This window comes from Pantoea sp. CTOTU50773, assembly GCF_032082325.1.
In the GTDB taxonomy this organism is placed as follows: Bacteria; Pseudomonadota; Gammaproteobacteria; order Enterobacterales; family Enterobacteriaceae; genus Pantoea; species Pantoea communis.
This window is the reverse complement of record NZ_DAMDQC010000017.1, coordinates 1-25,212: the sequence shown is the minus strand read 5'-3', so window position 1 is coordinate 25,212 and position 25,212 is coordinate 1. Positions and strand designations below refer to the sequence as shown.

General features: G+C 57.2%; 22 protein-coding genes. 13 read left to right on the top strand and 9 right to left on the bottom strand.

The features are described from left to right. Window positions 1–371: 371 nt before the first annotated feature. Window positions 372–614: a DUF1158 domain-containing protein gene (locus RT340_RS04630; protein WP_034819984.1), complete on the bottom strand. Its 243-nt coding sequence runs from the start codon at window positions 612–614 to the stop codon at window positions 372–374. Window positions 615–897: 283 nt separating this feature from the next. Here RT340_RS04630 and mntP point away from each other — a divergent pair, with 283 nt between their 5' ends. The 10 genes from mntP (at window position 898) to RT340_RS04580 (ending at window position 12,335) form a co-directional block, all read left to right on the top strand. Then, window positions 898–1,470 carry a manganese efflux pump MntP gene (gene mntP / locus RT340_RS04625; protein WP_058960691.1) on the top strand — a complete coding sequence of 191 codons (573 nt, stop codon included), beginning with the start codon at window positions 898–900 and terminating at the stop codon, window positions 1,468–1,470. A 441-nt stretch (window positions 1,471–1,911) separates the two neighbouring features. Next, entirely contained in the window at window positions 1,912–2,919 is a 1,008-nt protein-coding gene (gene dgcN, locus RT340_RS04620; protein WP_160833750.1) for an N-acetyltransferase DgcN, read from the top strand. A 1-nt stretch (window position 2,920) separates the two neighbouring features. Next, window positions 2,921–3,886 (top strand): N-acetyl-D-Glu racemase DgcA, encoded by a 966-nt coding sequence (dgcA, locus tag RT340_RS04615; RefSeq protein ID WP_211729178.1) that lies wholly within the window; start codon window positions 2,921–2,923, stop codon window positions 3,884–3,886. A gap of 15 nt (window positions 3,887–3,901) precedes the next feature. Then, window positions 3,902–5,770 carry an ABC transporter ATP-binding protein gene (locus RT340_RS04610; RefSeq protein ID WP_211729179.1) on the top strand — a complete coding sequence of 623 codons (1,869 nt, stop codon included), beginning with the start codon at window positions 3,902–3,904 and terminating at the stop codon, window positions 5,768–5,770. Between the two features lie 21 nt (window positions 5,771–5,791). Then, window positions 5,792–7,333: a glutathione ABC transporter substrate-binding protein gene (locus tag RT340_RS04605; protein ID WP_211729180.1), complete on the top strand. Its 1,542-nt coding sequence runs from the start codon at window positions 5,792–5,794 to the stop codon at window positions 7,331–7,333. A 73-nt stretch (window positions 7,334–7,406) separates the two neighbouring features. Then, window positions 7,407–8,336, top strand: a complete 930-nt coding sequence (locus RT340_RS04600) for an ABC transporter permease (protein ID WP_045814153.1) — start codon at window positions 7,407–7,409, stop codon at window positions 8,334–8,336. Next, on the top strand, window positions 8,336–9,220 hold the full coding sequence (locus RT340_RS04595) for an ABC transporter permease subunit (protein WP_097119447.1): 885 nt from the start codon (window positions 8,336–8,338) through the stop codon (window positions 9,218–9,220). The genes RT340_RS04600 and RT340_RS04595 overlap by 1 nt, the downstream gene beginning before the upstream one ends. 2 nt (window positions 9,221–9,222) lie before the next feature. Beyond that, complete coding sequence (locus RT340_RS04590) at window positions 9,223–10,269, top strand: P1 family peptidase (RefSeq protein ID WP_211729181.1); 1,047 nt, start codon at window positions 9,223–9,225, stop codon at window positions 10,267–10,269. 208 nt (window positions 10,270–10,477) lie between these two features. Further along, complete coding sequence (locus RT340_RS04585) at window positions 10,478–11,299, top strand: M55 family metallopeptidase (RefSeq protein WP_211729182.1); 822 nt, start codon at window positions 10,478–10,480, stop codon at window positions 11,297–11,299. Between the two features lie 199 nt (window positions 11,300–11,498). Beyond that, window positions 11,499–12,335 (top strand): fumarylacetoacetate hydrolase family protein, encoded by an 837-nt coding sequence (locus RT340_RS04580; RefSeq protein WP_211729183.1) that lies wholly within the window; start codon window positions 11,499–11,501, stop codon window positions 12,333–12,335. A gap of 72 nt (window positions 12,336–12,407) precedes the next feature. On the opposite strand, the gene RT340_RS04575 is transcribed toward RT340_RS04580, so the two are convergent. The 6 genes from RT340_RS04575 to RT340_RS04550 all read right to left on the bottom strand — a co-directional run bounded on the left by RT340_RS04575 (window position 12,408) and on the right by RT340_RS04550 (window position 19,165). After that, window positions 12,408–13,919 carry a serine hydrolase gene (locus RT340_RS04575; protein WP_211729184.1) on the bottom strand — a complete coding sequence of 504 codons (1,512 nt, stop codon included), beginning with the start codon at window positions 13,917–13,919 and terminating at the stop codon, window positions 12,408–12,410. 70 nt (window positions 13,920–13,989) lie between these two features. After that, on the bottom strand, window positions 13,990–14,730 hold the full coding sequence (locus tag RT340_RS04570; protein WP_097119471.1) for an ABC transporter ATP-binding protein: 741 nt from the start codon (window positions 14,728–14,730) through the stop codon (window positions 13,990–13,992). Between the two features lie 105 nt (window positions 14,731–14,835). After that, window positions 14,836–15,663: an ABC transporter ATP-binding protein gene (locus tag RT340_RS04565; protein WP_313374436.1), complete on the bottom strand. Its 828-nt coding sequence runs from the start codon at window positions 15,661–15,663 to the stop codon at window positions 14,836–14,838. Then, complete coding sequence (locus RT340_RS04560) at window positions 15,664–16,563, bottom strand: ABC transporter permease (protein WP_058960683.1); 900 nt, start codon at window positions 16,561–16,563, stop codon at window positions 15,664–15,666. It lies immediately after the preceding gene. Next, entirely contained in the window at window positions 16,560–17,570 is a 1,011-nt protein-coding gene (locus tag RT340_RS04555; RefSeq protein ID WP_211729185.1) for an ABC transporter permease, read from the bottom strand. The genes RT340_RS04560 and RT340_RS04555 overlap by 4 nt, the downstream gene beginning before the upstream one ends. Beyond that, a complete protein-coding gene (locus RT340_RS04550; protein ID WP_211729186.1) occupies window positions 17,570–19,165 on the bottom strand; it encodes an ABC transporter substrate-binding protein in 1,596 nt (531 codons plus the stop codon). The genes RT340_RS04555 and RT340_RS04550 overlap by 1 nt, the downstream gene beginning before the upstream one ends. 199 nt (window positions 19,166–19,364) lie before the next feature. Here RT340_RS04550 and RT340_RS04545 point away from each other — a divergent pair, with 199 nt between their 5' ends. After that, entirely contained in the window at window positions 19,365–20,414 is a 1,050-nt protein-coding gene (locus tag RT340_RS04545; protein ID WP_211729187.1) for a dipeptidase, read from the top strand. A gap of 2 nt (window positions 20,415–20,416) precedes the next feature. Then, window positions 20,417–21,325 (top strand): LysR family transcriptional regulator, encoded by a 909-nt coding sequence (locus RT340_RS04540; RefSeq protein ID WP_211729188.1) that lies wholly within the window; start codon window positions 20,417–20,419, stop codon window positions 21,323–21,325. A gap of 144 nt (window positions 21,326–21,469) precedes the next feature. Here RT340_RS04540 and RT340_RS04535 read toward each other — a convergent pair whose 3' ends face one another. Next, window positions 21,470–22,822, bottom strand: a complete 1,353-nt coding sequence (locus RT340_RS04535) for an MFS transporter (RefSeq protein WP_313374431.1) — start codon at window positions 22,820–22,822, stop codon at window positions 21,470–21,472. Window positions 22,823–22,994: 172 nt separating this feature from the next. Beyond that, a complete protein-coding gene (locus RT340_RS04530) occupies window positions 22,995–23,897 on the bottom strand; it encodes a GntR family transcriptional regulator (RefSeq protein WP_097119436.1) in 903 nt (300 codons plus the stop codon). A gap of 135 nt (window positions 23,898–24,032) precedes the next feature. On the opposite strand from RT340_RS04530, the gene RT340_RS04525 reads away from it, so the two are divergent. Then, window positions 24,033–25,061: a zinc-binding alcohol dehydrogenase family protein gene (locus tag RT340_RS04525; protein WP_313374428.1), complete on the top strand. Its 1,029-nt coding sequence runs from the start codon at window positions 24,033–24,035 to the stop codon at window positions 25,059–25,061. Window positions 25,062–25,212 lie beyond the last annotated feature (151 nt).

The following is a 25,212-nucleotide window of genomic DNA, read 5'->3' as shown; positions in this document are numbered from 1 at the left end:
GAATATAACATTCTCGTATCGGAATTAAACGTTTGTTTATTTTTTAAAGGCCGAAATGATTCAGCATAAGAATTAATCAGCTCGACCCCGCTGTCATAAGGGATTTTTATCCCTTAATCAGAGGGTTATGGTAATGCAGTTGTTGCGATATTGTGAGAGGAATGCACAGGGTAATGTTCGGAGAGTGAGCGGCATCACACTTTAAATGTATGATTAATAACAATTTGTAGTGGATTGATTTTTTATGCGGTTTTTATGTTGCGTGATATTTCGCCAGATCGTGTAAAACTAATGTTACATTTCTGTGAGTGTTAATTTTTCGCCGCGTCAGACAGTGGTCAGAGGAAAAAAGCATTACGCGGCGGTGGGGATCACTGCTTAGCGAGGCGACGCCATGCAAAGCGGATGACAAAAAATTCAATCGCGCCCAGCAGCAGGAACCACAGGCAAAACACGATAGTGTAGAGCTGATTCAGGTCCTGCAAATGCAGCATCTCCTGAATCCGTCTGGATAATTCCAGGCCGAATTGCGGCGCGGGCAACAGCAGCGCGGAGAGAAAGCCCAGCAGCAGGATTCCGCCAGGGATAATCAGCGTTTCAAACGGGTTTTTCATCGCAGGTTTCCTATCAATTAGCGCGGGCATTAGCGCATAAAAGCGTGCTGGCGTGCAATCCCTGTGCCGGGTCACCCTAAGAAAATTCTTCTATTCCATCCACTTAGCGTCATAAATAGCGCAAGTTAAGAGTTATAGCCTTTGCTATACTTAAATCCATGATTTTACTGTCTTTTTTTTGGTGATTTTGCGTGCTAGACTGCGCGCACTTTTTCATTACTGAACAATAGATGCGGAAAATCGCTCGCTTGAAGGCATTTTTCGCGGCATTGATTGAAAACCCATGACATTTATCGCAACTCTGATTCTGGCCTTTGGTATGTCGATGGACGCTTTCGCCGCAGCACTGGGCAAAGGCGCGTCGCTGCATCGCCCGAACTTCAAAGAAGCGCTGCGCACCGGCCTGATCTTTGGTGTGATTGAAATGCTGACGCCGCTGATTGGCTGGGCGATTGGCCTGGCGGCCAGTCGCTACATCATGGCATGGGATCACTGGGTGGCCTTTGCCCTGTTAACCGTTCTTGGCGGCCGCATGATGATGGAAGGTTTCCGTCAGACGGCGGATGAACCCTGCGAAGCACCACAGCGTCATGGCTTTATGGTCTTGGCATTGACCGCGGTGGCCACCAGTCTTGATGCGCTGGCGGTGGGCGTCGGCCTGGCATTCCTGCAGGTGAATATTGTGCTTACCGCGCTGACCATTGGTGCCGCTACCACCATCATGGCCACGACTGGCGTGATGGTGGGTCGCTTTATCGGTCCGGTGATGGGTAAATGGGCGGAAGTGCTGGGTGGACTGGTACTGATCAGCATCGGCTGCACCATCCTTAATCAACATCTCAACCTCTTCGGCTAATTCAGGCATCTGCCAAACCCCTCATTTTGTGATCTGGCTCAAATATAATTGCGTGAAAAACGCGCGTTAGTTATACTTTTCGCGTATTTCTTCAACAATTTTTGAGCCAGGTATCCAATGAAACGTTTTTTCCGCTACGTGTTTCGTGCATATGTTGAGACTTTCAAGCACGTCCCACCAGGCGCACTGCATTAATCGCACTTATACCCTCGATAATCGCGGTCAGGGATCGACCTGTGGTTATCAATGATTTTCTTATCTCCCCCGCTCAATATCGACTCGAATTTTCTCTCTATCAATGGCTTAGTACCCTTAACCATCAGTTTTGGATCTGGCTATAGCCTGATGTTATACCCCGCTACCAAACAAGCATTCGTCACCTCTTAACCCGCATGGAATAGTCGATTCAGACCCTCTAACCCGTCTGAAACGAGAAACATCATGCTGATCCCTCAACCCTATTTATTGTTCCTTGGCGATGTCACCGATCCACTGGCCGCTAAAACGGCGCGCGGCATTCACGTTTGGCGCCCTGAGCAGTGCGTCGGCGAAATTAAACTGCCGGGCTGTACTGTCAGCTTAGGTCTGGACGTACTCGATATCGCCACGGCAAAAGAACGTGGCGCGAAAACGCTGGTACTGGGCACCGCCAATGCCGGTGGTTATCTGCCGGAGCACTGGCTTGATACCGTTAAAGGCGCGATCAAAGCGGGCATGAACGTGGCGAGCGGCTTGCACCATCGCCTGGTAGATGAGCCAGAGTTGGTGGCGTTAGCCCAGGAGTTTGGCGTTGAGCTGTTTGACCTGCGCCATATGCGTCCAAAACTGAATGTTGGCAGCGGTAAAAAGCGTACAGGTAAGCGTGTACTTACTGTCGGTACGGACTGCTCAGTCGGCAAGATGTACACCTCGCTGGCGCTGGAAGCGGCAATGCGTGAACGCGGCATGAAGGCGGATTTCCGCGCCACCGGACAAACCGGCATTCTGGTTGCTGGTGAAGGCATCGCGATTGATGCGGTGATTGCCGATTTCATCGCCGGTGCTGTAGAAGCCCTGTCACCCGCCAATGATGCCGACCACTGGGATATCGTTGAAGGTCAGGGCTCGCTGTTCCATCCTTCTTATGCGGGCGTCAGCATGGGTCTGATTCACGGTGCGCAGCCGCACTGGCTGGTGATGTGTCACGAAATGGGCCGTCCGCACATGCGTCATTTACCGCATCAGCCGATGGTGAGTTTGAAAGATTGCGTGGAGGCCAACCTGCGCGCGGCCGATGTCACCAGCGATAATGTGCAACTGGCCGGTTTTGCCATCAACACCTCCAACTACAGCGAAGAAGAAGCTCGCGCCTATTGTGCGGACGTTAGCGCCGAATTCGGCGTGCCGGCCACCGATCCGGTGCGTTTTGGTATCGCGGATATCGCCGCCCTGCTGCAGGAGCGTGGCTAAGATGCGGCGCATGCAGATTGAAGTGCTGGAGCTGCCGCTGGCGCGTCCTTTCGCTATTTCGCGTGGCACGCGTACCGCCGTCACTGTCATTCGCGTCACGCTGGAGCAGAACGGCTTTATTGGTCGTGGCGAGTGCACGCCGACACCGCGTTACGATGAAACACCAGATAGCGTCGAGGCGCAGCTGGAAGTGATGCGTAAGGATGTCGAAGCGGGCTTAAGCCGAATCGATCTGCAAAGCCGTTTATCTGCCGGTTCAGCGCGTAATGCGCTGGACTGTGCGCTGTGGCGCCTTGATGCCGCGCTGGCGAAGCAGACACTGTGGCAGCAGTGCGTACGCACTGCACCGCCTTCGGTGATCACGGCGGAGACCTTAAGCCTCGACTCCATCGAAAACATGGCAGCTGCGGCGGCTGATGCCGTATCGCGTGGTGCCATCCTGCTGAAAATCAAACTGAATCGTGACGAGATTTTAGAGAAAGTGGCGGCCATCAGAAAGGCTGCGCCACGTGCCACCTTGATCATTGACGCCAACGAAGCCTGGTCGGGCGTCGATCTGCAAAGCCTGCTTATCGCGCTGCAAGCGTACAACATCGCCATGGTTGAACAGCCGCTGCCTGCCGGACAAGACCAGGATCTGCAACGGTTTAACCACCCGATCCCGGTGTGCGCCGATGAGAGTTGCCACGCGCGTGAAGACATCGCCGAGCTGCGTAATCGCTACGAGATGATCAACATCAAGCTGGATAAGTGCGGCGGCCTGACTGAAGCCTTAGCGATGGTCGAAGAAGCGCAAAAGCTGGATATGCGTCTGATGGTCGGCTGCATGCTGGGCTCCTCACTCGCAATGGAAGCTGCGCTGCCGGTGGCGATTGCTGCAGAACACGTGGATCTTGATGGCCCCATCTGGCTGGCCGCCGATAGCTCACCCTTCCTTTCCTACGCTCAAGGCCGAATCTGGCTGTAACCGCAAGAGGCAACGATGACGGACACTTTACTTACCCCCAACGCCGCCAGCGTTGCCGGTCCCGCGCCGGTACTCGCGATACAGGATCTTAGCGTCTCGTTTCGCGGCCGCAGCGGCGTAAATCAGGCACTGAAAGGCATCAGTTTTGCCATTTATCCCGGTGAAGTCGTCGCCGTGGTCGGTGAAAGCGGCTCGGGCAAATCGGTCACTTCGCTGGCGGTGATGGGCCTGCTGGCCGCTTCAGGCCGTATCGATCGCGGCAGCATGCAGTTCCGCGATCGTCAGGGTAAAGCCCACACGCTGGAAACGCTGGATGAAACCCAACGCCGCACCTTGCGCGGGCGCGAAATGGCGATGATTTTTCAGGAGCCGATGACCTCGCTCAACCCGGTACTGCGGGTGGGCGATCAGTTGACGGAAGCACTGCGTGACCATCAGATGTGCGACAAAGCCGCTGCGGATGCGCGTGCGCGGGCACTGCTGCGCCAGGTGCGCATCGCCGATGTCGATCGCGTGATGAAAAGCTACCCGCACTCGCTGTCAGGCGGCATGCGCCAGCGCGTGATGATTGCGCAGGCGCTGGCGTGCGATCCACAGCTGCTGATTGCCGATGAACCCACTACCGCGCTGGACGTCACCGTGCAGGCGCGCATTCTGCACATCCTGCGCGACCTGCAACGCGAGAAGCAGATGGCAGTGCTGTTTATCACCCATGACATGGGCGTGGTGGCGGAAATTGCCGACCGCGTGGTGGTGATGCTGCGCGGCGAAGTCGTGGAACAGGGGACGGTCGCGGACATCTTCAACGCGCCACAGCATCCTTACACCAAAGCGCTGCTTGCTGCCGTGCCGAAACTGGGTGACATGCGCGAGCAACGCTGGCCGCAGCGCTTCCCACTGTTGGGTGCCACTCAGCCCGCCGATAGCGGTGAGCAGCGCACCGCCCGTTATGACGAAACGCCATTGCTGGATGTGCGCGGTTTAAAAGTCTATTACCCGATTCGCAGTGGCATCTTTTCAGCCCTGACCCATCAAGTACATGCGGTGGAGCAGATCGACTTCAGCCTGTGGCCGGGTGAAACCCTGGCGATTGTGGGTGAGAGCGGCTGCGGCAAATCTACTACCGGCCGCGCGCTGATGCGCCTGATCAAGAGTCAGGCTGACAGCATTCATTTCCAGGGCAATGAAATCGCTAATCTGAAAGAGGCGGAGTTTCAACCGCTGCGCCGCAAAATCCAGATGGTATTTCAGGATCCCTACGCCTCTTTAAACCCGCGTCTGACCGTGGGCTTCACCATTGCCGAGCCGCTGCTGCTGCACGGTCTGGTGAAATCGCTGGAAGAAGCCACGCCGCAGGTTGAAGCCTTGCTGAAAAGCGTTGGTCTGTTGCCCGAACATGCCACGCGTTATCCCCATGAGTTTTCCGGCGGCCAGCGCCAGCGTATTGCGATTGCCCGCGCCATGGCCTTGAAACCGAAAGTCATCATCGCCGATGAGGCCGTCTCGGCACTGGATGTCTCGATCCAGGCGCAGGTGGTGAACCTGATGATGGACCTGCAAAAGCAGACTGGTGTCGCGTGGATTTTCATCTCGCATGACATGGCGGTGGTGGAGCGTATCGCTAACCGCGTGGCGGTGATGTATCTCGGCCAGATTGTCGAGCTTGGCCCGCGTCAGTCGGTGTTCAACCAACCGCAACATCCGTATACCCAACGTCTGCTGGCCTCGGTGCCGGTGGCCGATCCACAGAACCGTCAGACCCGTACTTTCGAAGATAGCGAAATTCCTTCGCCGCTGCGCAAGTTGGGCGAAACGGTCACCAAACCCCGTTATCGCCAGGTTGCACCGCAACACTGGGTCGCTGACGACATTGCATCGCGCTAACGCTCAATACCAGGAGATTTCATGAAAACCCTTTTTCGCCGTTCGTCACTGGCTTTTGGCTTGACCCTCGCGCTGGCCGCCGCCGCGCAGGCGCAGGATCTGCGCATTTCGATGTATGCCGATATCACCGGTCTCGATCCTCACGATACCTCGGATAACGTCAGCTATTCGGTGCAGAGCGGTATCTTTGAACGCCTGTTCCAGTTCGATGCGCAGATGAAACTGCAACCCTGGCTGGCGACCGGTTATACCAATAATGACAACGCCACCGAATTTACCCTGACGCTGCGCAAAGGTGTCACTTTCCAGGACGGTACGCCGTTTGATGCTGAAGCGGTCAAGGCCAACCTCGATCGCCTCGCCGATCAGACCAAAGGCCTGAAGCGCAACAGCCTGTATAAGATGATTGCCAACGTCACGGTGCTGGCGACGGATCAGGTGAAAATTGACCTCAACCAATCCTTTGGTGCTTTCATCAACACCCTGGCACACCCGTCAGCGGTGATGTGGAGCCCGGCGATCCTCAAACAGTACCCGGAAGAAGCACAGCTGCGCCTGCATCCGGTCGGCACCGGTCCGTTCAAGTTTGTTGACTGGCAGCCGGGCAAGGCCGTTTCGCTGGTGAAGTATGATGGCTACTGGCAGAAAGGCTGGCCGAAGGTGGATAAAGTGACCTTCTCGCCAAGTCCGGAAGATGCCACCCGCGTTGCCGCACTGAAATCAGGACAGGTGGATGCGATCTGGCCGCTGCCGTCGGATCTGATCGCGACTGTGCAGAGCGACAGCAAATTAGCGATCCAGCGCGATCCGAGTATTTATCTCTACTACATGGCGATCAACACTCACCACAAACCATTGGCGGATGTGCGCGTGCGTCAGGCGATCAACTACGCCATCGACCGCAATCTGTGGCTGAAAGTGGCGTTTGCTGGCATGGGTAAACCCGCTTCGTCCGCGATGCCGGAAGGGGTGCAGTTCTATCAGAAGCAGAGCGAACCGAATTATCACTACGCCCCGGATGAAGCCAAAGCCTTGTTGAAAGCTGCCGGCTATCCGAACGGTCTGGATTTGAAACTGTGGACCACCAACACCACCGCCAGCGTGCGCGCGGCGCAGGTGCTGAAAGCCCAGCTGGCAACGGTGGGCATTCGCGCCACGGTGACGCCAATGGATTCCGGTACGCGCAACGCCAAACTGTGGGGCGTGAAGGATCCTAAAGCAGCCGAATTCGACCTCTATTACGGCGGCTGGTCAACCTCGACCGGTGATGCGGACTGGGCGCTGCGCCCGCTGTATGCCACCGAATCCTGGGTACCGACCTCGTATAACGTTTCGTACTTCAGCAATCCGGATGTGGATAAAGCCATTGCTGGTGGGTTAGCCACCGCCGATCCGGCTAAGCGCGGTGAAGCCTATGCGGAAGCCCAGAAAATGCTGTGGAAAGATGCGCCCGTCGCCTTCCTCGGCACGCCAGATAACCTGGTGGGCAAGCGCAGCAACCTGACCGGCGTATCGATGCTGGCAGATGGCAACTTCCTCTACACCCAGGCGGCATTTAAGTAAGGCAGGGCGTTAATCCCTCACCCTAACCCTCTCCTGCAAACGGGAGAGGGCGTCCCCAATTTAAAGGAAGCGCATGTTCGCATACATTATTCGTCGGCTGCTGGAGATGATCCCTGTCCTGCTGGTGGTCTCGCTGCTGGTGTTCGGCTTTATTAAGCTGCTACCCGGCGATCCGGCGCGCATTTACGCCGGTCCAGACGCCCCGATCGAAGCGGTCGAAGCCGCGCGCCAGCATCTCGGACTCAACGATCCGCTGCCGCAGCAATACGTTAACTGGATCGGTGGGCTGCTACGTGGCGATCTCGGCGTCACTTACCGCACGCAACAGCCGGTGCTGCAAGTGATCAAACAAGGCTTTATGCCAACCCTGTGGCTGGCGCTGGCGGGCTTTGCCTGGTCGGTAATCCTCGGCCTGTTTCTCGGTGTACTGGCCGCACTGAAACGCGGTAAATGGCAGGACTGGACATTGATGAGCGTCGCCGTCGGCGGCATCTCAATGCCCACTTTTTGGTTGGGTCTGTTGCTGATCCAGTTCGTTGCAATGCCCTTTGGCCTGTTCTCGGTGAGCGGGTTCAACAAGGCCAGCGACATTATCCTGCCTGCTATCACTTTGGGTTCCTCGGTGGCCGCCGTGATGGCGCGCTTCACTCGTTCCGCCTTCCTCGAAGTGGCGCAGGAAGATTATGTGCGCACCGCCAAAGCCAAAGGGCTGCGCAATCGGCTGGTGACGTGGAAGCACGTAATGCGTAATGCCCTGATCCCGGTGATCACCATGCTCGGCTTGCAGTTCGGTTTTCTGCTCGGCGGATCGATCGTGGTGGAGAGCGTCTTCAACTGGCCCGGTTTGGGCTGGCTGTTGATCGAGTCGATCAAAGCACAAGATCAGCCGGTGATTCAGGCGCTGGTGATGCTGTTCGTGTTTGAATTTATTGTGATTAACCTGCTGGTGGATCTGCTGTATGCCGTGGTCAATCCAGCCATTCGCCTGCGACAGGAGTCGTGATGAGTACAGAATCTCTCTCTGCCGCAACACCACAAACCATCCGCTCGCCGTGGCGCGATTTCCTGCACGCCTTTGTGCGTAATCCGCTGGCGCTGGTCTCCGGCGGCTTTGTACTGCTGCTGGTGATTGTGGCGATCTTCGCGCCCTGGCTGGCACCATGGGACCCGATGGCACCGGACTGGATGGCCTTATCATCACCGCCCTCAGCGGCACACTGGATGGGTACTGATGATCTGGGACGCGACCTGTTGAGCCGCATCATCTTTGGCGCACGCATCTCGCTTTACGTCGGCGTACTGTCGGTGACGCTGGGCATGGTGGTGGGCGTGCTGCTCGGCTTGCTGGCGGGCTATTACGGTCGCTGGATTGACATGCTGATCATGCGCGGTTCCGACGTGCTGTTTGCCTTTCCCGGCATGCTGCTGGCGATTGCGGTGGTGGCGATTCTCGGTCCGGGACTGAATAACGTGATTATCGCCGTGGCGGTGTTCAGCGTGCCGGTCTTTGCCCGCATCGTGCGCGCCTCGACGCTGTCGCTCAAACAGGCTGCGTATGTCGAAGCGGTGCGCTGCGCCGGTGCGCCCGATCGCGTGATCCTGCTGCGCCACATTCTGCCCGGCACGCTCTCCAATGTGATTGTCTATTTCACCATGCGTATCGGCACCAGTATTCTAACGGCAGCGGGCCTCAGCTTTATTGGCCTGGGCCCGGAACCGGATGTGCCGGAGTGGGGAAATATCCTGGCGATGAGCCGCAGCATGATGATGGGCGGTTTATGGCACGTCAGCGTGTTCCCCGGCCTGGCAATTTTCATTACTGTGCTGGCGTTTAACCTGCTGGGTGATGCGCTGCGCGATACGCTCGATCCCAAACTGAAGAGCTAAACATGGATTTTCAACAACTGCAGCGTGATCTACTGCTGCAACGCTGGCGCACTGAACGCCAGCTCGGGCAACCACGCAGTGCTTGCGGCGCCACCAACCGCATCAGCGATGTGCCCGGCGTGCGCGTCGGCCATCACACGCTGGCAGACGGTGAGAGACAAACCGGTGTGACGGCGATTGTGCCGCCAGGCGATAACCTGTTTCTCAAGCCGTTACCCTGCGGCGCGGCGGTCTTTAATGGCTTTGCCAAGCCCGTCGGGTTGGTGCAAATCGAAGAGTTGGGCGTGCTGCAAACGCCGATCTTGCTCAGCAACACGCTGGCAGTCGGCACGCTGTTTACCACACTGGTGCGTGACGCCATCAGCCGTAACCCGGAGTTGGGTCGCAGTTTGCCTACCGTCAATCCGCTGGCGCTGGAGTGCAACGACGGCTGGCTGAATGACATTCAGGCGCTGGCGGTGACCGAAGCCATGGTGCAGGACGCGCTCGATTCGGCGCAGGCCGATTTCGCCCGTGGCAGCGTCGGTGCCGGACGTGGCATGAGCTGCTTCAGTTTGAAAGGCGGGATTGGCAGCGCATCGCGTTCAATTCCTTCATTGAACGCGACGTTGGGCGTGCTGGTGCTGGCTAATTTTGGGGCACTGAATGCGTTCACGCTGGATGGTGTGCGCATGGGTGACATGATTGGACCGCTGATGCCAGAATTGGCACCGCAGCGCGATGCCGGCTCCATCATCATCATTATGGCCACCGATGCGCCGCTGGATGCGCGCCAGCTTAAGCGTATCGCTAAACGCGCCGGTGCCGGATTAGGCCGTTTAGGCAGTTATTGGGGACATGGATCAGGCGATATTGCCGTGGCCTTCTCCACGCAAACGCAGCCAAACCCGCCGGAAGATGCGGCACTGGAACCGCTGCTTGCCGCCGCCGCTGATGCCACTGAACACGCGGTGCTGGATGCGCTATTAAGTGCCGAAGCGGTCACTGGTTTTCGCGGCCATCATCGTCCGTCACTGACGCAGGTGCTGGATGAATTGGCCAAACCGTAGGGCCGCCATTTATGGCGCCTCTTTCAGCAGCGCCTGTGTTCAGCTTGAATGCCGCCTCTGACGTTAAGTTAACCGTAATGTCGCCATTTTTGGCGCCTCTTACAGCAGCGCCTGTGGTCAGCCTGAAAGCGGCCTTTGACGCACTGTTCCCCGTAGTGTCGCCATTTATGGCGACCGTGTTCCAACCCGCATGGAATTTGCCTGACTTATGAAAATATTCATCTCTGCTGACATTGAAGGTATCGCGGGCGTGATGCGTCCGGAACAGTGCTCACCCGGCCATGCGGAACACCAGCTGGCACGCGGGCTGATGGAACAGGAAGTGAATGCCGCCATCGACGGTGCTTTCGCTGGCGGAGCCACCGAAGTGGTGGTGGCCGACAGCCATGCGCAAATGACCAACCTGCGCGCGGAAAACATCGATCCGCGTGCGCGCATGGTGCAAGGCAAGCCGCGTGGCTTGTCGATGGTGGAGGGCATTGAGCAGCAGCGCTTCGATGGCCTGTTCTTTATCGGCTATCACAGCGCGGCGGGCGAGCCCGGCGTGCTGGCGCACACCATCAACGGCCGTGCGTTTTGGCGCATCCATATCAACGGTAAAGTGATGGGTGAAAGCGATATCTACGCTGCCGCCGCCGCCGAACAGGGTACACCGCTGTGGCTGGTGAGCGGGGACGATCAACTACAAGGCTGGATCGCCGAACACTATCCGTCAGTGGATTACGTCTGTGTGAAACGCGCGATTTCCCACACCTGCGCGGAGTCCATTAGCCCGCAAGCCGCACAAAACGCCATTCGTGCCGCCGCTACTGCGGCGGTACAGCGTGCGCGCCAGGTCAGTACCACGCGTTTGACCGCACCTTATGAGATGCAGTTACAAGCCAGCAAACCGGTGCTCGCGGATTTGTTCAGTCTGATTCCCGGTGTAACGCGCATTGATGCGGTGACCGTGGGTTATCGCGCCGAGCAGATGGGCACATTGATCAGCCTGCTGAGTGCATTCTCCTATCTGGCGAGTACGCAGTCGTAATGTTGGTGCGCACCCTACAGATGCGCGTAGGGTTGCCAGGACTGCGTACCTGACGGATGCTCGCAGGGTTGCCATGGATGGCAATCAATAGATTAGCAATCACGTATCAACGCTTAGGCACATTATTGGCAGGTCGTACCGCATTTCCTGCTGGCTTTTGGTAACCTGCGCGCAATTTATATATAACAACGAGGCAGTCATGCAGCTCTGCAGTTTTTATCTTATTGACCAGGAAAGAAAAAGTTACGGAATCGTGCGGGAAGAGGGCGTGATTGACGTCGGTTCACGCCTCGGCGCGGCATGCCCGGACCTGAAATCTTTGTTACAACGCGGCGCGGTCAGCGACCTGGAAGCCTTTCGTTCTCAACCAGTAGATCAACCATTCAGCGCCATTCGTTTCCTTCCGGTAGTGGAAAATCCTGGGAAAGTGTTCTGTGTCGGCATGAACTACGCGGACAAGCGTAAAGAGTTTGCCGAGACTATCGAAGCGCCGACGCTGTTCGTCCGTTTCGCGGATTCCCTGGCGGGGCATGAGCAGCCGCTGTTAAAACCGGCCACCACCCAGGAATTTGATTACGAAGGTGAACTGGCGGTGATTATCGGTCAGCCTGCCTATCAGGTTAAAGCGGCCGATGCGCTGCAACACGTTGCGGGTTACAGCTGCTTTATGGATGCCACCGTACGTGACATGCAGTTCACCTGGTTTACCGCCGGAAAAAACTGGCAGCAGACTGGCGGTTTTGGTCCGTGGATGACCACCTCAGATGAGATCCCCGATCCGCAGCAGTTGGCGATCAAAACCTGGCTGAATCAGCGTGAAGTGCAGAACGACACCACCGCCAGCATGGTGCATCCGGTGGCGAAAATCATCGAATACATTTCGGCATTCAGCCCGCTGTCAGCAGGCGATGTGATCATCACCGGTTCACCAGGCGGCGTCGGTAAAAAACGCACGCCACCGCTGTTTATGTTCCCCGGCGATGTGATTGAAGTCGAGATCGAAAAAATTGGTCGTCTGCGCCACACAGTGGTTTAAAGAAAAAAGGCTGCCATTTATAAAAATGGCAGCTTTGACTGATGTGTGTTGAATTGACCAGACGACGACCGCTTAGCGCGTAAATCTCACCACGCGGCTGCGATTGAGCACCAGCCGCACTTTGTCACCTTCACGCGCGATCACAAAACGTTTCTCCCAGGGGCCATCCTGCGCGGTGGCGAGCACGCGATCGCCGCCCAGCGATTGCAAACTGGCATGAATCGCTGCCGGACCGATGCCCATAATCAGGCGATCGCCCTCAATCACCATTTCACTGCGCCAGGTATGTGCAAACCAGCGGCCTTGCAGATGCTCAAGGCTGGCGCTGTCCGCCTCTACCGACACAAAACGGCGCGGCGCATGACCAATCTCACCGACAATCGCTTTACCATCATGGCGTAGCTTGATCGGGAAAGTGCTGGAAAGCGACACCGCATCTCCGTGCGGATCGGCGCGCCACAGCGTTTCACCGGCACCCAGCCAGGTCGCGGTCACACCCTGAATCTCCAGCCAGTCGGCGGCGTTTTCTGCCACGTATAAGCCCGGCGTCAAATCATGCCCTTTCTCCGGCAGCGAGCGATCCAGCAGCGCCGCCATCACCCGCAGTGCACTTTCTGAGGTCGCCACATCTTCACGGTTGGCAACAATCGCTACGCCCAGCTTCAGCTCCGGATGCAGCAGGAAATAGCTTTTATAACCCGCATGCGAACCGCCGTGACCGAACAGCGTCTGGCTGCCCAGCGTGGAACTGGTGATACCCAGCCCGTAGCCGCTGGTACGGCCGTCATTGAGATAGCGTGGCGCGCTCAGGCGTTGCAGCACCCCCGCGCCGGGTCCGCTGTCCGCCAGCAGACTTTGCAGCCAGCGCGTCAGATGATTGACGCTGCCGGTTACACTGCCCGAGGCGGAAAGATGCAATCCAGCGCTGGAGAGCTGCCACTGCGCGCCGTTTTGCCAGTAACCCGGCACCAGTCCCGGCACGATATCGAACCAGGTTTCCGGCGCGACCAAACTGATATCCAGCGGCTCGCAGATATATTGCTGCAGCAGATCGTTGAACAGCAGACCTTTGGCTTTCAGCGCCTCTTCCACCAGGCGGTAGCCGGTGTTGGTGTATGAAATCTCGCTGCCGGGCGGATAACTGAGATCGCCTTCCTGTGCGACAAAATCCAGCAGATCAGCAGCGCTGGTGGCGTTGTACACCGACAAGCCGAGCAGCGACAGGGTTTCACGCACATCGGGCAAGCCGCTGCTCATGTCCAGCGCCTGGCCGACAGTGATCTGGCCGTTGGCGCCTGTTAGCTGCGGCAGATGCTGCACCAGCTTATCGTTGAGTTGCAGGTAGCGACGGCCAGGCCCGGTGACCAGCGCGGCAAACAGATGCTTGGTTATCGAGGCAAAACGCACCACGCTGTCGGCGCTGAAGGGGGTCTGTTGCGCCAGATCGGCCAGACCGGCGCAGTGTGTCGAGTGAATATGATGGGCATCAAACAGGACTATCGCACCACCCGGTGCGCCGGGCTGCTGCCAGCCTTGTGTTATCTGCTGCGCCACCTTGGCGGCCTGTTGCCAGTTCGCGGTCATACTGGTTCCTCCAGCGTCATGCTGAGAGCGAAAAGTGGTGCGATATCAGCAGACTGTTGCCCGTTCGCGGTCATGCCGGTTCCTCCAGCGTCATGCTGAGATCAAACAGTTGAGCGGTATGCGGATGCTGGATGCGCCGCGCGCGTAAATCCTCCGCGCTCAGCTGCTCCACCATCTCACCGTGCTGCATCACCCCAATGCGCTGGCACAGATGCGTCACCACCGCGAGGTTATGCGTCACCATAATGTAGGTGAGTTTGCGCTCAGTGCGTAGATCGCTGAGTAAATTCAGGATTTCCGCCTGCACCGACACATCCAGCGCCGACGTGGGCTCATCCAGCAGCAGCACTTCTGGCTCGGCAATCAACGCGCGGGCAATCGCCACGCGCTGACGCTGACCGCCCGAAAGCTGATGCGGATAACGGAAACGCACAGCGGCCGGTAAGCCGACCTCGCTCAGCGCCTGGCTGATGCGCTGTTCCGCGCGATCGAGCTGATGCACCAGCAACGGCTCATGCAGGATGCGGTCGATGGTTTGACGCGGATGCAGCGAACCAAACGGATCCTGAAACACCATCTGCACCTGGCGATAGAACGCGCGGCTGCGTTTGGCGCCCAGTTCCATGCCGCCAAATTTCATGCTGCCTTGCCAATCGGCATTGAGTCCGGCGAGGGCGCGCAGAATGGTGGATTTGCCCGAACCACTTTCGCCGACCATGCCAAAGCTTTCGCCGTTGGCGACCGCGAAGCTGACGCCTTTCACTACCTGATGCGCACCAAAGGCGATGCGCAGGTTATCAATTTCAATCATGAAGCTGCCTGTAAATTCTGTGCGTTCGTTGAACGGTACGCATCCATACGCATCCTGCGGGCGTAAAGCGGGCATGGGGGTATAACCGTGTTGATGGGCATTGCGCTATTCCCGCCACGCCGCATCGCGCTGTAATACCGGTAAGCGCTCGCGCGGATGTTTTAACGACGGCAAACAGGCCAGTAAGCCGCGCGTATACGGATGCTGAGCCTGCTGTAACTGCCCGGCGTCCAGCAATTCGACAATGCGCCCGGCGTACATCACCGCCACGCGATCGCAAAAGTGCGACACCAAAGGCAGATCGTGGCTGATCAGAATCAACCCCATGCCGCGCGCGGAAACCAGATCGTCAATCAGCTTGAGGATCTCTGCCTGTACCGTGGCATCCAGCGCGCTGGTGGGCTCATCGGCGATCAGCAGTTCCGGATCCGGTGCCAGCATCATGGCAATCATCACGCGCTGGCCCATCCCGCCGGAAACCTCATGCGGATAGCGCTTCGCCACCGCGGCAGCATCACGAATTTTCACCTGCTCCAGCAGATCAATCGCTGCCAGCATTGCCGCTTTACGGCTGCCGCCTTTATGCTCGCGCCAGGCTTCTGCGATCTGCTGGCCAATGGTCATCACTGGATTGAGTGAATATTTTGGGTCCTGCAGGATGAAGCCCACGCGTTTGCCGCGAATCTGACGCAGCACTTTTTCACTGGCGCCGCGCAGATCGATACCGTCAAAACGCAATACGTCGGCGGTCACCTCCGCATTGCCCGGAAGTAATTGCATCAAACAGCGTGCGGTCAGCGACTTGCCCGATCCGCTCTCGCCAACAATGGCAAACTTCTCGCGGCCCACGCTAAAACTGACGCCGCGTACCGCTTCAAAGATCTCTGTGCGACTGCGGAAGGCAATGCGCGGGTTTTCAATTTCCACCAGCATTTAGCGCTCCTTAGGATCCAGCACGTCGCGCAGACCGTCGCCGAGAAAGTTAAATGCCAGTGAGGTCAGGAAAATGGCGATACACGGCATCAGCGGCACCCACCATTCGCTGAACAGGAAGCGGCGCGCGGTGGCAATCATGGTGCCCCATTCAGGTGAAGGCGGTTGCGCGCCCATCCCCAGGAAGCCAAGGCTGGCGGCGGTGATGATGATGGAACTCATATCCAGCGTGACGCGCACAATCAGGCTCGGCACGCACAGCGGCATGATGTGGCGCAGGATGATGCGCAGCGGTGACGCGCCAGTAAGTCGGCTGGCGGCGATAAAATCGCTGTGGCGGAACTGCATGGTTTCGGCACGCGCCAGACGCGCGTACGGCGGCCAGGCGGTTAAGGCAATTGCCAGAATCGCGCTCTCCACGCCGGGTTTCAGCGCGGCCACAAACGCCAGCGCCAGAATCAAACGCGGGAAGGCGAGGAAGATGTCGGTGATACGCATCAGCGTCTTATCCACAATGCCACCGGCATAGCCCGCGATACAGCCAATCAGCAGGCCGAGCGGGGCGGTGAGCAGCACCACGGCGATCACCATGCCAAGCGTGGTGCGTCCGCCATAGATAATGCGCGTCCAGACATCGCGGCCGAGTTCATCAGTGCCGAGCCAGTGTGCGACAGAAGGAGCCGCCAGACGGTTTTCCAGATGCTGTGCGCCTGGATCAAACGGCGTCAGCCACGGGGCAAATAGCGCCAGCAACAGCATGACGGCGATAACTGCTAATCCGGCCATCGCCAGCGGGTTGCTGCGCAGGCTGAGCCACAAGCGATAGCGTCGGCCCCACACCGCCTGACGGCGATTGGCTGGCGTATCGTCCAGCAGCCAGTCACGAGAGAAGAAGATCATTTTACGCGTGGGTCCCAAAGTCGATAGAGAAGGTCAGCCAGCAGATTGAGCAGCACATACACGGTGCCGACCAGCAGCGTGGCGCCGACCACCGGGTTCATGTCGGCGTTCATCAGCGAGGTGGTGAGATACTGGCCGAGGCCGGGCCAGGAGAAGACGTTTTCGGTGACGACCGCGCCCTCCAGCAATCCGGCGTAGGTCAGCGCCAGCACCGTCACCAGTTGCACCGCCACGGTCGGAAAGGCATGCCGCCAGATCACCCGGCGCGATGACAGCCCTTTCGCACGCGCAGTGATCACAAATTCACCGCTCAAGGCATTGAGCATAAAGGTGCGCGTCATACGTGTGATGTAGGCCATGCTGAAGTAGGCAAGGATCAAGACCGGCTGCGCCATGTGTGCCAGCGCATCCCAGAAGGCATCCATTTCACCGGCGAGCAATGAGTCGATGGTAAGAAAGCCGGTGACCTGCGGCACCATATCCTGCCAGATGATGTCCTGCCGTCCTGGACCCGGCGCAATGCCGAGCACGGCGTAGAACACCAGCAGGCTCAGCAGCGCCAGCACAAACACCGGTAGTGAGTGTCCAGCGAGGCACACCACGCGAATGGTCTGATCGACCCAGGTGCTTTGGCGCACGGCGGCCCAGACACCCAGCGGAATACCGACCAGCGCGGCGATAATAATCGCGGCAGTCGCCAGTTCCATGGTCGCCGGGAAGAAGCGCGCAATATCGGTGGTCACCGGGTTTGAGGTGAGAACCGATTTCCCGAGATCGCCGTGCAGCAGTTGATTGAGGTAGTGGCCGAACTGAATGTAGAGGGGCTGATCCAGCCCCATTTCCAGGCGCACGCGATCCACCACGGACTGCGGTGCGTTATCGCCCACCGCCGCCAGCACCGGATCGGTAGGCATCACCCGGCCGATAAAGAAGGTCAGTACAGAAAGACCAAACAGCGTCAGCACCAGGCTTCCCAGGGTGCTGACGATTTTCTTCAGTAAAGGCATCAGGCTTTTTTCACCTGATCGTATGGCCACTGCTCCAGTACCGTCATGTGCACATCTGAGATGTTTTTGCCACAGGCGACATTCTTGGTCTTCTGCATCATGAAGATGAACGGACTTTTCTCACGGCCCAACTGCTGAATCTGCTGATAGAGGGCAATACGCTTCGCCGGATCCGGCTCGTGCAGTGCCTGCTCAGTCAGTTTGTTGAACTCTTCATCTGACCAGCTGCAGCGCCAGGCCAGCGTGCGGCTACGGGCATTTTCGCTGTTGTCGGTATTCACACAGAAGGCTTCAGTGTTGGAGTTTGGATCGAAATAGTCCGCGCCCCACACGGTCAGCGCCAGCTGATGCTGACGCGCACGCATCTTGGTCAACACCTGGCGGTTTTCGGCGGCAATCAATGACACTTTGATGCCAATCGCACCCAACTGGGTCTGGATCGCCTGAGCGATATCGGGATACGGCTGCATTGAGTAGTGGTCGAGGGTGATCTCAAATCCATCGGGATAACCCGCTTCTGCCAGCAGCGATTTGGCTTTCGCCACGTCTTTATGGAACGGGGTGTCGTCCAGCGCTGCCGGGAAGCCGCTCGGCAGGAAGCTTTGATGGGTAATAAAGCTCATCGACAGAATGTTCTTCTGGATGCTGTCGTAATCCAGCGCCCACTTCAGGGCTTGCCACACCTGCGGCTTTTTCAGGTATTCATTATTGGTGTTGCAGGACATCAGCATGATGGCTGACAGCGACTGATTCACCAGCGACACGTTGCTGTCGTTCTTCACCTGCAACAACTGCTCGGTGGTGAGATCGTAGGCCGCATCCACGTCGCCTTTCTTCACCATCAGCGCCTGAGCGGCCGGGTCGGTGATGTGCTTCAGGATTACGCGCTTAATTTTGCTCTTGTCGGCATACAGCGGGCTCAGTTCCAGGATCACCGTTTCACTGGCTTTCCAGGTGCGCAGAGTGAAGGCACCCGAACCGGCGCTGTGCTGTTTCAGCCATGCATTACCGAAATCGTTGTTCTGCTGATTGGCTTCACAGGCCTTCTTCGACACGATGCTGCCAACGGTGGCGGAGAGGCAATACAGCAGGAAGGTTTCCGCTGCGGGTGCACCGAGTTTCATCTCCACGGTATGCGCACCTTTCGCCGTGACCATCTGCGTCACATTGTCTTTAGTGAAGCCAAACTGGTTAATGATAAAGGCCGGGCTTTTATCCAGCTTGACGATACGTTCAATCGAATAGGCGACATCTTCTGCGGTGAGCGCTGTGCCATCGGCGAATTTCGCTGCCGGGTCGAGGTGGAAGGTATAGGTGCTGTTATCGCTGCTCACATCCCAGCTCTTCGCCAACTGGCCAATCACTTTATCGGCTTTCTGCGGGTCCGGCGTGACCAGGCGCTGATACATGTTGCCGCAAATCTGGCCGCCGGTGGCTTCAAAGCTTTCATGGGGATCGAGGCTGGTAATGTTGTCCAGCTGCATCGCCATCACGAACATACTCGGTGGCGTATCAGCGAAGGCGGTGTTGAGACTCAGATAGGAAAAAGCAGGGACGGCGGCGCATCCTGCGAGAAAACGTCTTCTGGTTACCATGACAACTCCAAGTTATTGATTATTAAAATTAAATTTAGTTATTTTGCTGTTTTTTGTCTTGACTTTCCCGCTGTGCGAGAGGATTAATAATGGGATTAAGTCATTTGTTTCATGCGTGAAGTCTTGCCTCTTTTTGGTGCAATTTGCCCCGCCAGCAGGCAGAACTTGCGCTTTCTCCCGAACATGGAATCGATACAACATGTCTGACATCTTCAATATTCCGGTCTTTGACGGTCACAACGATGTGCTCAATAAACTCTGGCAACACCATCAACCCAACGCGGTGCAGGCCTTCCTGCAGGGTACTGGACGCGGTCAGATGGACCTGCCGCGTATCCGTCAAGGAAATATGGTAGGTGGGATATTTGCCACCTGGGTGCCGTCTCACCCTCTGATTGCAAGAAGTGCGCCAGACCTCTCAGATTTTCCTCAGGAAATTATTGGCGCTGCGCGTGATGCCACTTTTTCGATGCTGGCGTTGCTGCTGCGCATCGAACAGGCCTCAGAGGGGCAAGTGAAAATTTGCCGCAGCGTGCGCGATATTCGCGACTGTATGGCCAGGGACGTGCTGGCGGTGGTGATGCACGTGGAAGGGGCGGAAGCGCTGGATACCAACGGCGAGCTACTGGATATCCTGTATGCCAGCGGTCTTCGTACGCTGGGGCCACTGTGGAGTCGTCCGAATCAATTTGGTGAGGGCGTGCCGTTCCTGTATCCGTCATCGCCGGATGTCGGCAACGGCTTAACGGCGGCGGGCAAGCAACTGGTGCGCGACTGTAATCAACGCCGGATCATGGTTGACCTGTCGCACATGGATGAGAAGGGCTTCTGGCATACCGCAGAGATCAGCGATGCGCCGCTGGTGGCCAGCCACTCCAATGCCCATGTCATCAGTGCGCAGTCGCGCAACCTTACCGATCGCCAGCTGGCGGCCATTAAAGAAACCCACGGCTTTGTCGGCGTGAACTTCGCCGTGCCGTTCCTGCGTGAAGATGGCGATCGTCATGCGCCGACCACCGTGGATGCCATCGTGCAGCATGTGGAATACCTGCTGGAAAAAGTCGGTGAAGATGGCGTCGGCTTTGGCTCGGATCTGGATGGTGCCACCATGCCAGGCGACATGAAAGATGTGGCCGGTTTCCCACTGGTGGTGAACGCGCTGGCGGCGCGTGGTTATTCGCGCGAACTGCTGGAAAAAATTTGCCACGGCAACTGGCTGCGCGTGCTTGAAGCGACCTGGGGCGAGTAATTATGCGATTGCGACACATTGAGGTTTTTCAGGCGATAGTGCAGACCGGCAGCATCAGTGCGGCGGCGCGATTGCTCAATGTGTCGCAGCCAAATGTCAGCCGCGTCTTAACGCACGCCGAGCAGCAGTTGGGATTTGCCCTGTTTGAACGGCGTGCGCAGGGGATGGTGGTCACCGCAGAAGGTCGGCGTTTACTGCCCGAAGTGGAAGATCTCTACCAGCGTTTACACTCCATCACCCAACTTACCGAGCAGTTGCGGCGCGGCGAGGGGCAAACGGTGCGTGTGGGAGCTGCACACGCTTTTGGTCAGATGGTATTAGCGCCCGCACTGGTTAACTGGCGACAGCAGGCTGCGTCGGTGAGTGTGGAGTTAGTGACCGAGCACTTCAGCACGCTGTGCCAGATGATCATGGATAACCAGCTCGATTTCGCGCTGGTGTTTGGTCAGCAGGTCGATGCCGATCTGCTGGCGGAACCGCTGTTTCAATCGTCGATGGTGGCGCTACTGCCGCAGCATCACACTCATAACGAACCCGCCACGCTGGAGTGGTTGTGTGCCAACAACCTGTTGATGATGCAGAACCAAGACCCACTTGGGCGCGTGCTGCATCGCGCTTTGCGTGACAAAGGGCTGGACCCGGCGGTGTCGCTGTCGATCAAAACCTATTCGGTGATTGCTGATATGGTGCTGGCAGGCGGCGGTGTGGGCGTAGTGGATCTGTTTACCGCCTGCCGCTATGCCGACCAGCTAAAACTGCTGCCGGTGGCACAACCGCTGCCGTTTGAAGTGATGCTGATCAGCCGCCGCGACCAGCCACAATCGCAATCGACCTTGCAGTTGAAACAGGTGATTCGCAATAAGCTGTGGGAGATCGCGCGGCAGTGTGAAACGCGGTTTTTTAGCCTGTAAATGACGGCGAACTGGCTACGAACTGATTGCGCAATAAATTGCGCCGCTACCAAAAACATGCGCTCTGCCGTAGCGGCGCGATTCATCGCGCTACAAAGATATGCACCCTGCCCTAGCGATGCGGTTTATCGCGCAATTGACGACTTACACCCCATCCGTAATCGGTTTACGCACCAGCAGCAGATAAGCCAGCGCACCCACCACGGTGACGCCTGCACAAATCATCAGCGCGAGGCTGAATGACTTGGTGGTATCCAGCACCCAACCGGTGATCACCGGCGCAAACGAGGCAAACACAAAGCTGGCGAAGTTCTGGATGCTGCCCACCGATGCCGTCATACGTGCGGTAACGTTAGCGTGAATCAAGCCCCAGCAAGATGTCCCGGCAAAGTGAATGCAGAACAGCGCCATGCCAATCAGCGTCACTGCACTGGCGGTGTCTGTTGCACGGGTGACGAAAGTGGTGAAGGCTGCAGACAGCAGCATGCCGCTGACAATCGATACCTTACGCACTTTCACTGCATCCATTCCACGACGCACCAAGGCATCTACCACATAGCCGTTCAGCAACATGCCCGCGGCGCCAAACAGGAATGGAATCGCCGCCAGCAACCCGGTGCTTTTCAGATCCAGATGATAGGTCGATTGCAGATAACCCGGCAGCCAGGCAATGTAGAGCCACGCGGTGTAGTTGATGCCGCTGAAGCCAATCATCATGCCCCACATGGTGCGCTGCTTGAACAAACCGCGCCACTCGGCAAAGCTCAGCGGCTCTTTGCGTGATGCCACGCTGCCCGCTTGCAGATAGTGAATCTCTTCACCGCTCAATTTGCTGTTGTCGCGGTTGCGGTACATCACATACCAGCCAATGGCGAGGAACATACCCAGCACACCGATGGTCACGAACATGCCGCGCCAGCCCATTACCAGCATCATGGCGGCCAAAATCGGTGGCGCAATCGACAGGCCAATCATCGACGCGGCGTTAAACATCCCCATCGGCATGCCGCGATCTTTGATGTTGAACCAGTCGTTGATCACCTTAACGCCGCACGGGTTCATCGGCGCTTCACCAATTCCCAATCCGATACGCACCAGCACAAACTGCGTGAAGTTATGCACCAGACCGGCAGCGGCCTGGAACAGTGACCAGACAAACATGCCGAGCGCTAGCATGATGCGCGGACCTTTGCGATCCAGCAGCGCACCACAAGGCAACTGTGCCAGGCCGTAGGCCAGCGAGAACGCCGACAGCAGCAGACCAATTTCGGTGGCGGATAAACCCAGTTCTCCACGAATGGTCATATTGGCCACTGACAGCGAGCTACGATCGAGATAGTTGATGATGGCCGCAAACAGCAGCAACAACATGGCGGTAATCTGAATCTTCTTAATGCGCGGTGAGCGCACCACATCGCCGCGTGCCGGGACAAAGTCTTGTCCATCGACGGCGGATGTTGGCGCGGCGTCACGGCCACGTGCAGATGTATTTTCCATTGCAACCTCCCAGGTATGGGGTCTTATCGTTATCGAGGATTGGGGTCCTGCGGCAGCGAAACGGTGCTGCCACAACAGATTGCTTTGGAGACTAGAAGTAAACCGGTTGGGATGTTGCGAGGATGTTTCAGATTCGTGCGGGCGCTTCAGAATTGTGGTTTTTAATCGGTTTTTAATTGTACTGGCGAATGCAGCGGATCATCGATGACTTCGCCGTACCAAGATGGTTATGTAACGCGCACAGGGCTTCAACATCCCGGCGGCTAATTAGCGCAGTCAGAATCGCCATATGTTCCTCCAGTGCCACGATGTTACGCTGTTTTAAATCTGTTTCATCCCATTGATAATGTGAATGAAAAATCACCGAGATGATCTCCAGTGACTGATTGAAGAACGGATTATTAGCCGCTGACAGAATCAGCGTATGCATCTCTTTATCCAGCGCGGCAAAGTGGCGATAGTTACTGGCGATGGTGTCGCGCATGGCACGGTGGCGATCCAGCAGGTCGCGCGCCTGAATCCAGCGCTCATCACTGGAGGGGAGGTTGAGAAAGCGGGTAAGTGCATGTGTTTCCAGCATTTCACGCAGTTCGAACAGGTTTTCAGCGTAGAGTTGATCAAACTTTTTCATGCGCCAGTGACCCCGCTTCACCGGTTCCAGCAGGTCGTAACGCATAAACCGCAGCAGGAACTCGCGCACCACTACCGGACTGGCCTTGACCTGTTGTGCCAGTTGCAACTCACTAAAACTGTCGCCGGGCATCAGCTGTCGCTGGTTAATCAGATTAAAAAACGCCTGTTCAAACAGACGCGCTTGTTGATCGATCGGCGGCGTTAATGCGCTAAAACCATCCTCTTCGCTGGGATCGCGCACGATAACGTAAGTTTCTTCAACTTTATCCAGTACGCCGCGCTCATGCAGATGCTGCAGGGTATGGCGCACGGTGGTGCGGCTGATATTGAACATTTCCGCCAGCGCGGCTTGCGGTGGCAGCGGAGAGCGGATGTGGCGTTTAGCGATGCCTTCCAGCATTTGATTGATCACGTTCTGGCGTAAATTCAGGCTTCGGCTCATGCGCTTCTCCGGTTTTTTATTTATTAAAAACCACACAAAGCCCAAAAAAAGGGCGCTGCCTCACACTTCAGCATGTGCAAACGGCGCGGGTGGCTGATTTTCGCCAAAACTGCGACATCAGCACAGGAGAAGCCCATGACAACAATGAAAACCCTGGTGGTTGCCGAGCCGCGCAATATGGTGTGGCAGCAGCGTAAGAAACCGACTCCGGCCGACCAGGAGGTTGTGATTAAACCGATTGCCGCCGGGATTTGCGGCACCGATATTCATGCCTGGGCGGGCAATCAGCCGTTCTTTAGCTATCCACGCGTTCTGGGCCATGAGCTGTGTGGCGAAGTGGTGGAGCTGGGCTGTCGGGTAACGGATTTCAAAGTAGGGCAGCGCGTGGCGCTGATTCCCTATGTTTCCTGCCAGCAGTGCGATGCCTGTCTGAGTGGTAAAACTAACTGCTGCGAGAATATTTCGGTAATTGGCGTACATCAGGATGGTGGCTTCTGCGAGTTCCTCAGCGTACCCGCCAGCAACCTGTTAGCTGTTGATGATGTGGCGCCGGAAGCGGCGGCACTGATCGAGCCTTTTGCGATCAGTGCGCATGCGGTACGTCGTGCGGCGGTGGCAGCGGATGAGCAGGTGCTGGTGGTCGGTGCCGGACCGATTGGTTTAGGTGTAGCCGCGATTGCGGCGGCCGCGGGCGCGCAGGTAGTGGTGGCCGATACCAGCGAACCGCGACGTGCGCATGTCGCAGAAAAGCTGGGGCTCGCGACCCTCAACCCGATGGCAGAAGATTTCGAAATCACGCTACGTGCAGAGTTTGGTGGGCGTCTGGCTGGGAAGGTGATTGATGCGACCGGCAACCCGGCGGCGATGAACGGTGCGGTGAAGCTGATTCGTCATGGCGGCACCATTGTGTTTGTCGGCCTGCACAAAGGTGATTTGGTGATTCCAGACATTGAGTTCCACAAACGTGAAACAACGTTGATGGGCAGTCGCAATGCGACGCACGAAGATTTCGCAAAAGTCGGCGAATTGATGGCGAGTGGGCAGCTACGTGCCGATATCATGCTGAATCGTCATTATGACTTTTCTACTTTGGCGGAGACCTTTGAGTCAGAGGTGATCAACAATCGTGAGTTGATTAAGGGCGTGATTCATTTCGCGAGGTAGTCGGTGCGCATTGCTGCGCGCGAATGCGGGCCTGAGCGCCTATGCTGCTGCCGGGCCGTACTCGCGTCTCACTGCGCGCGTATGCGAGCCAGAGCACCTCTGCTGCTGCCGGGCCGTCCTCGCGCCGCTGACGCGGTGCCTTCGGCTTCCA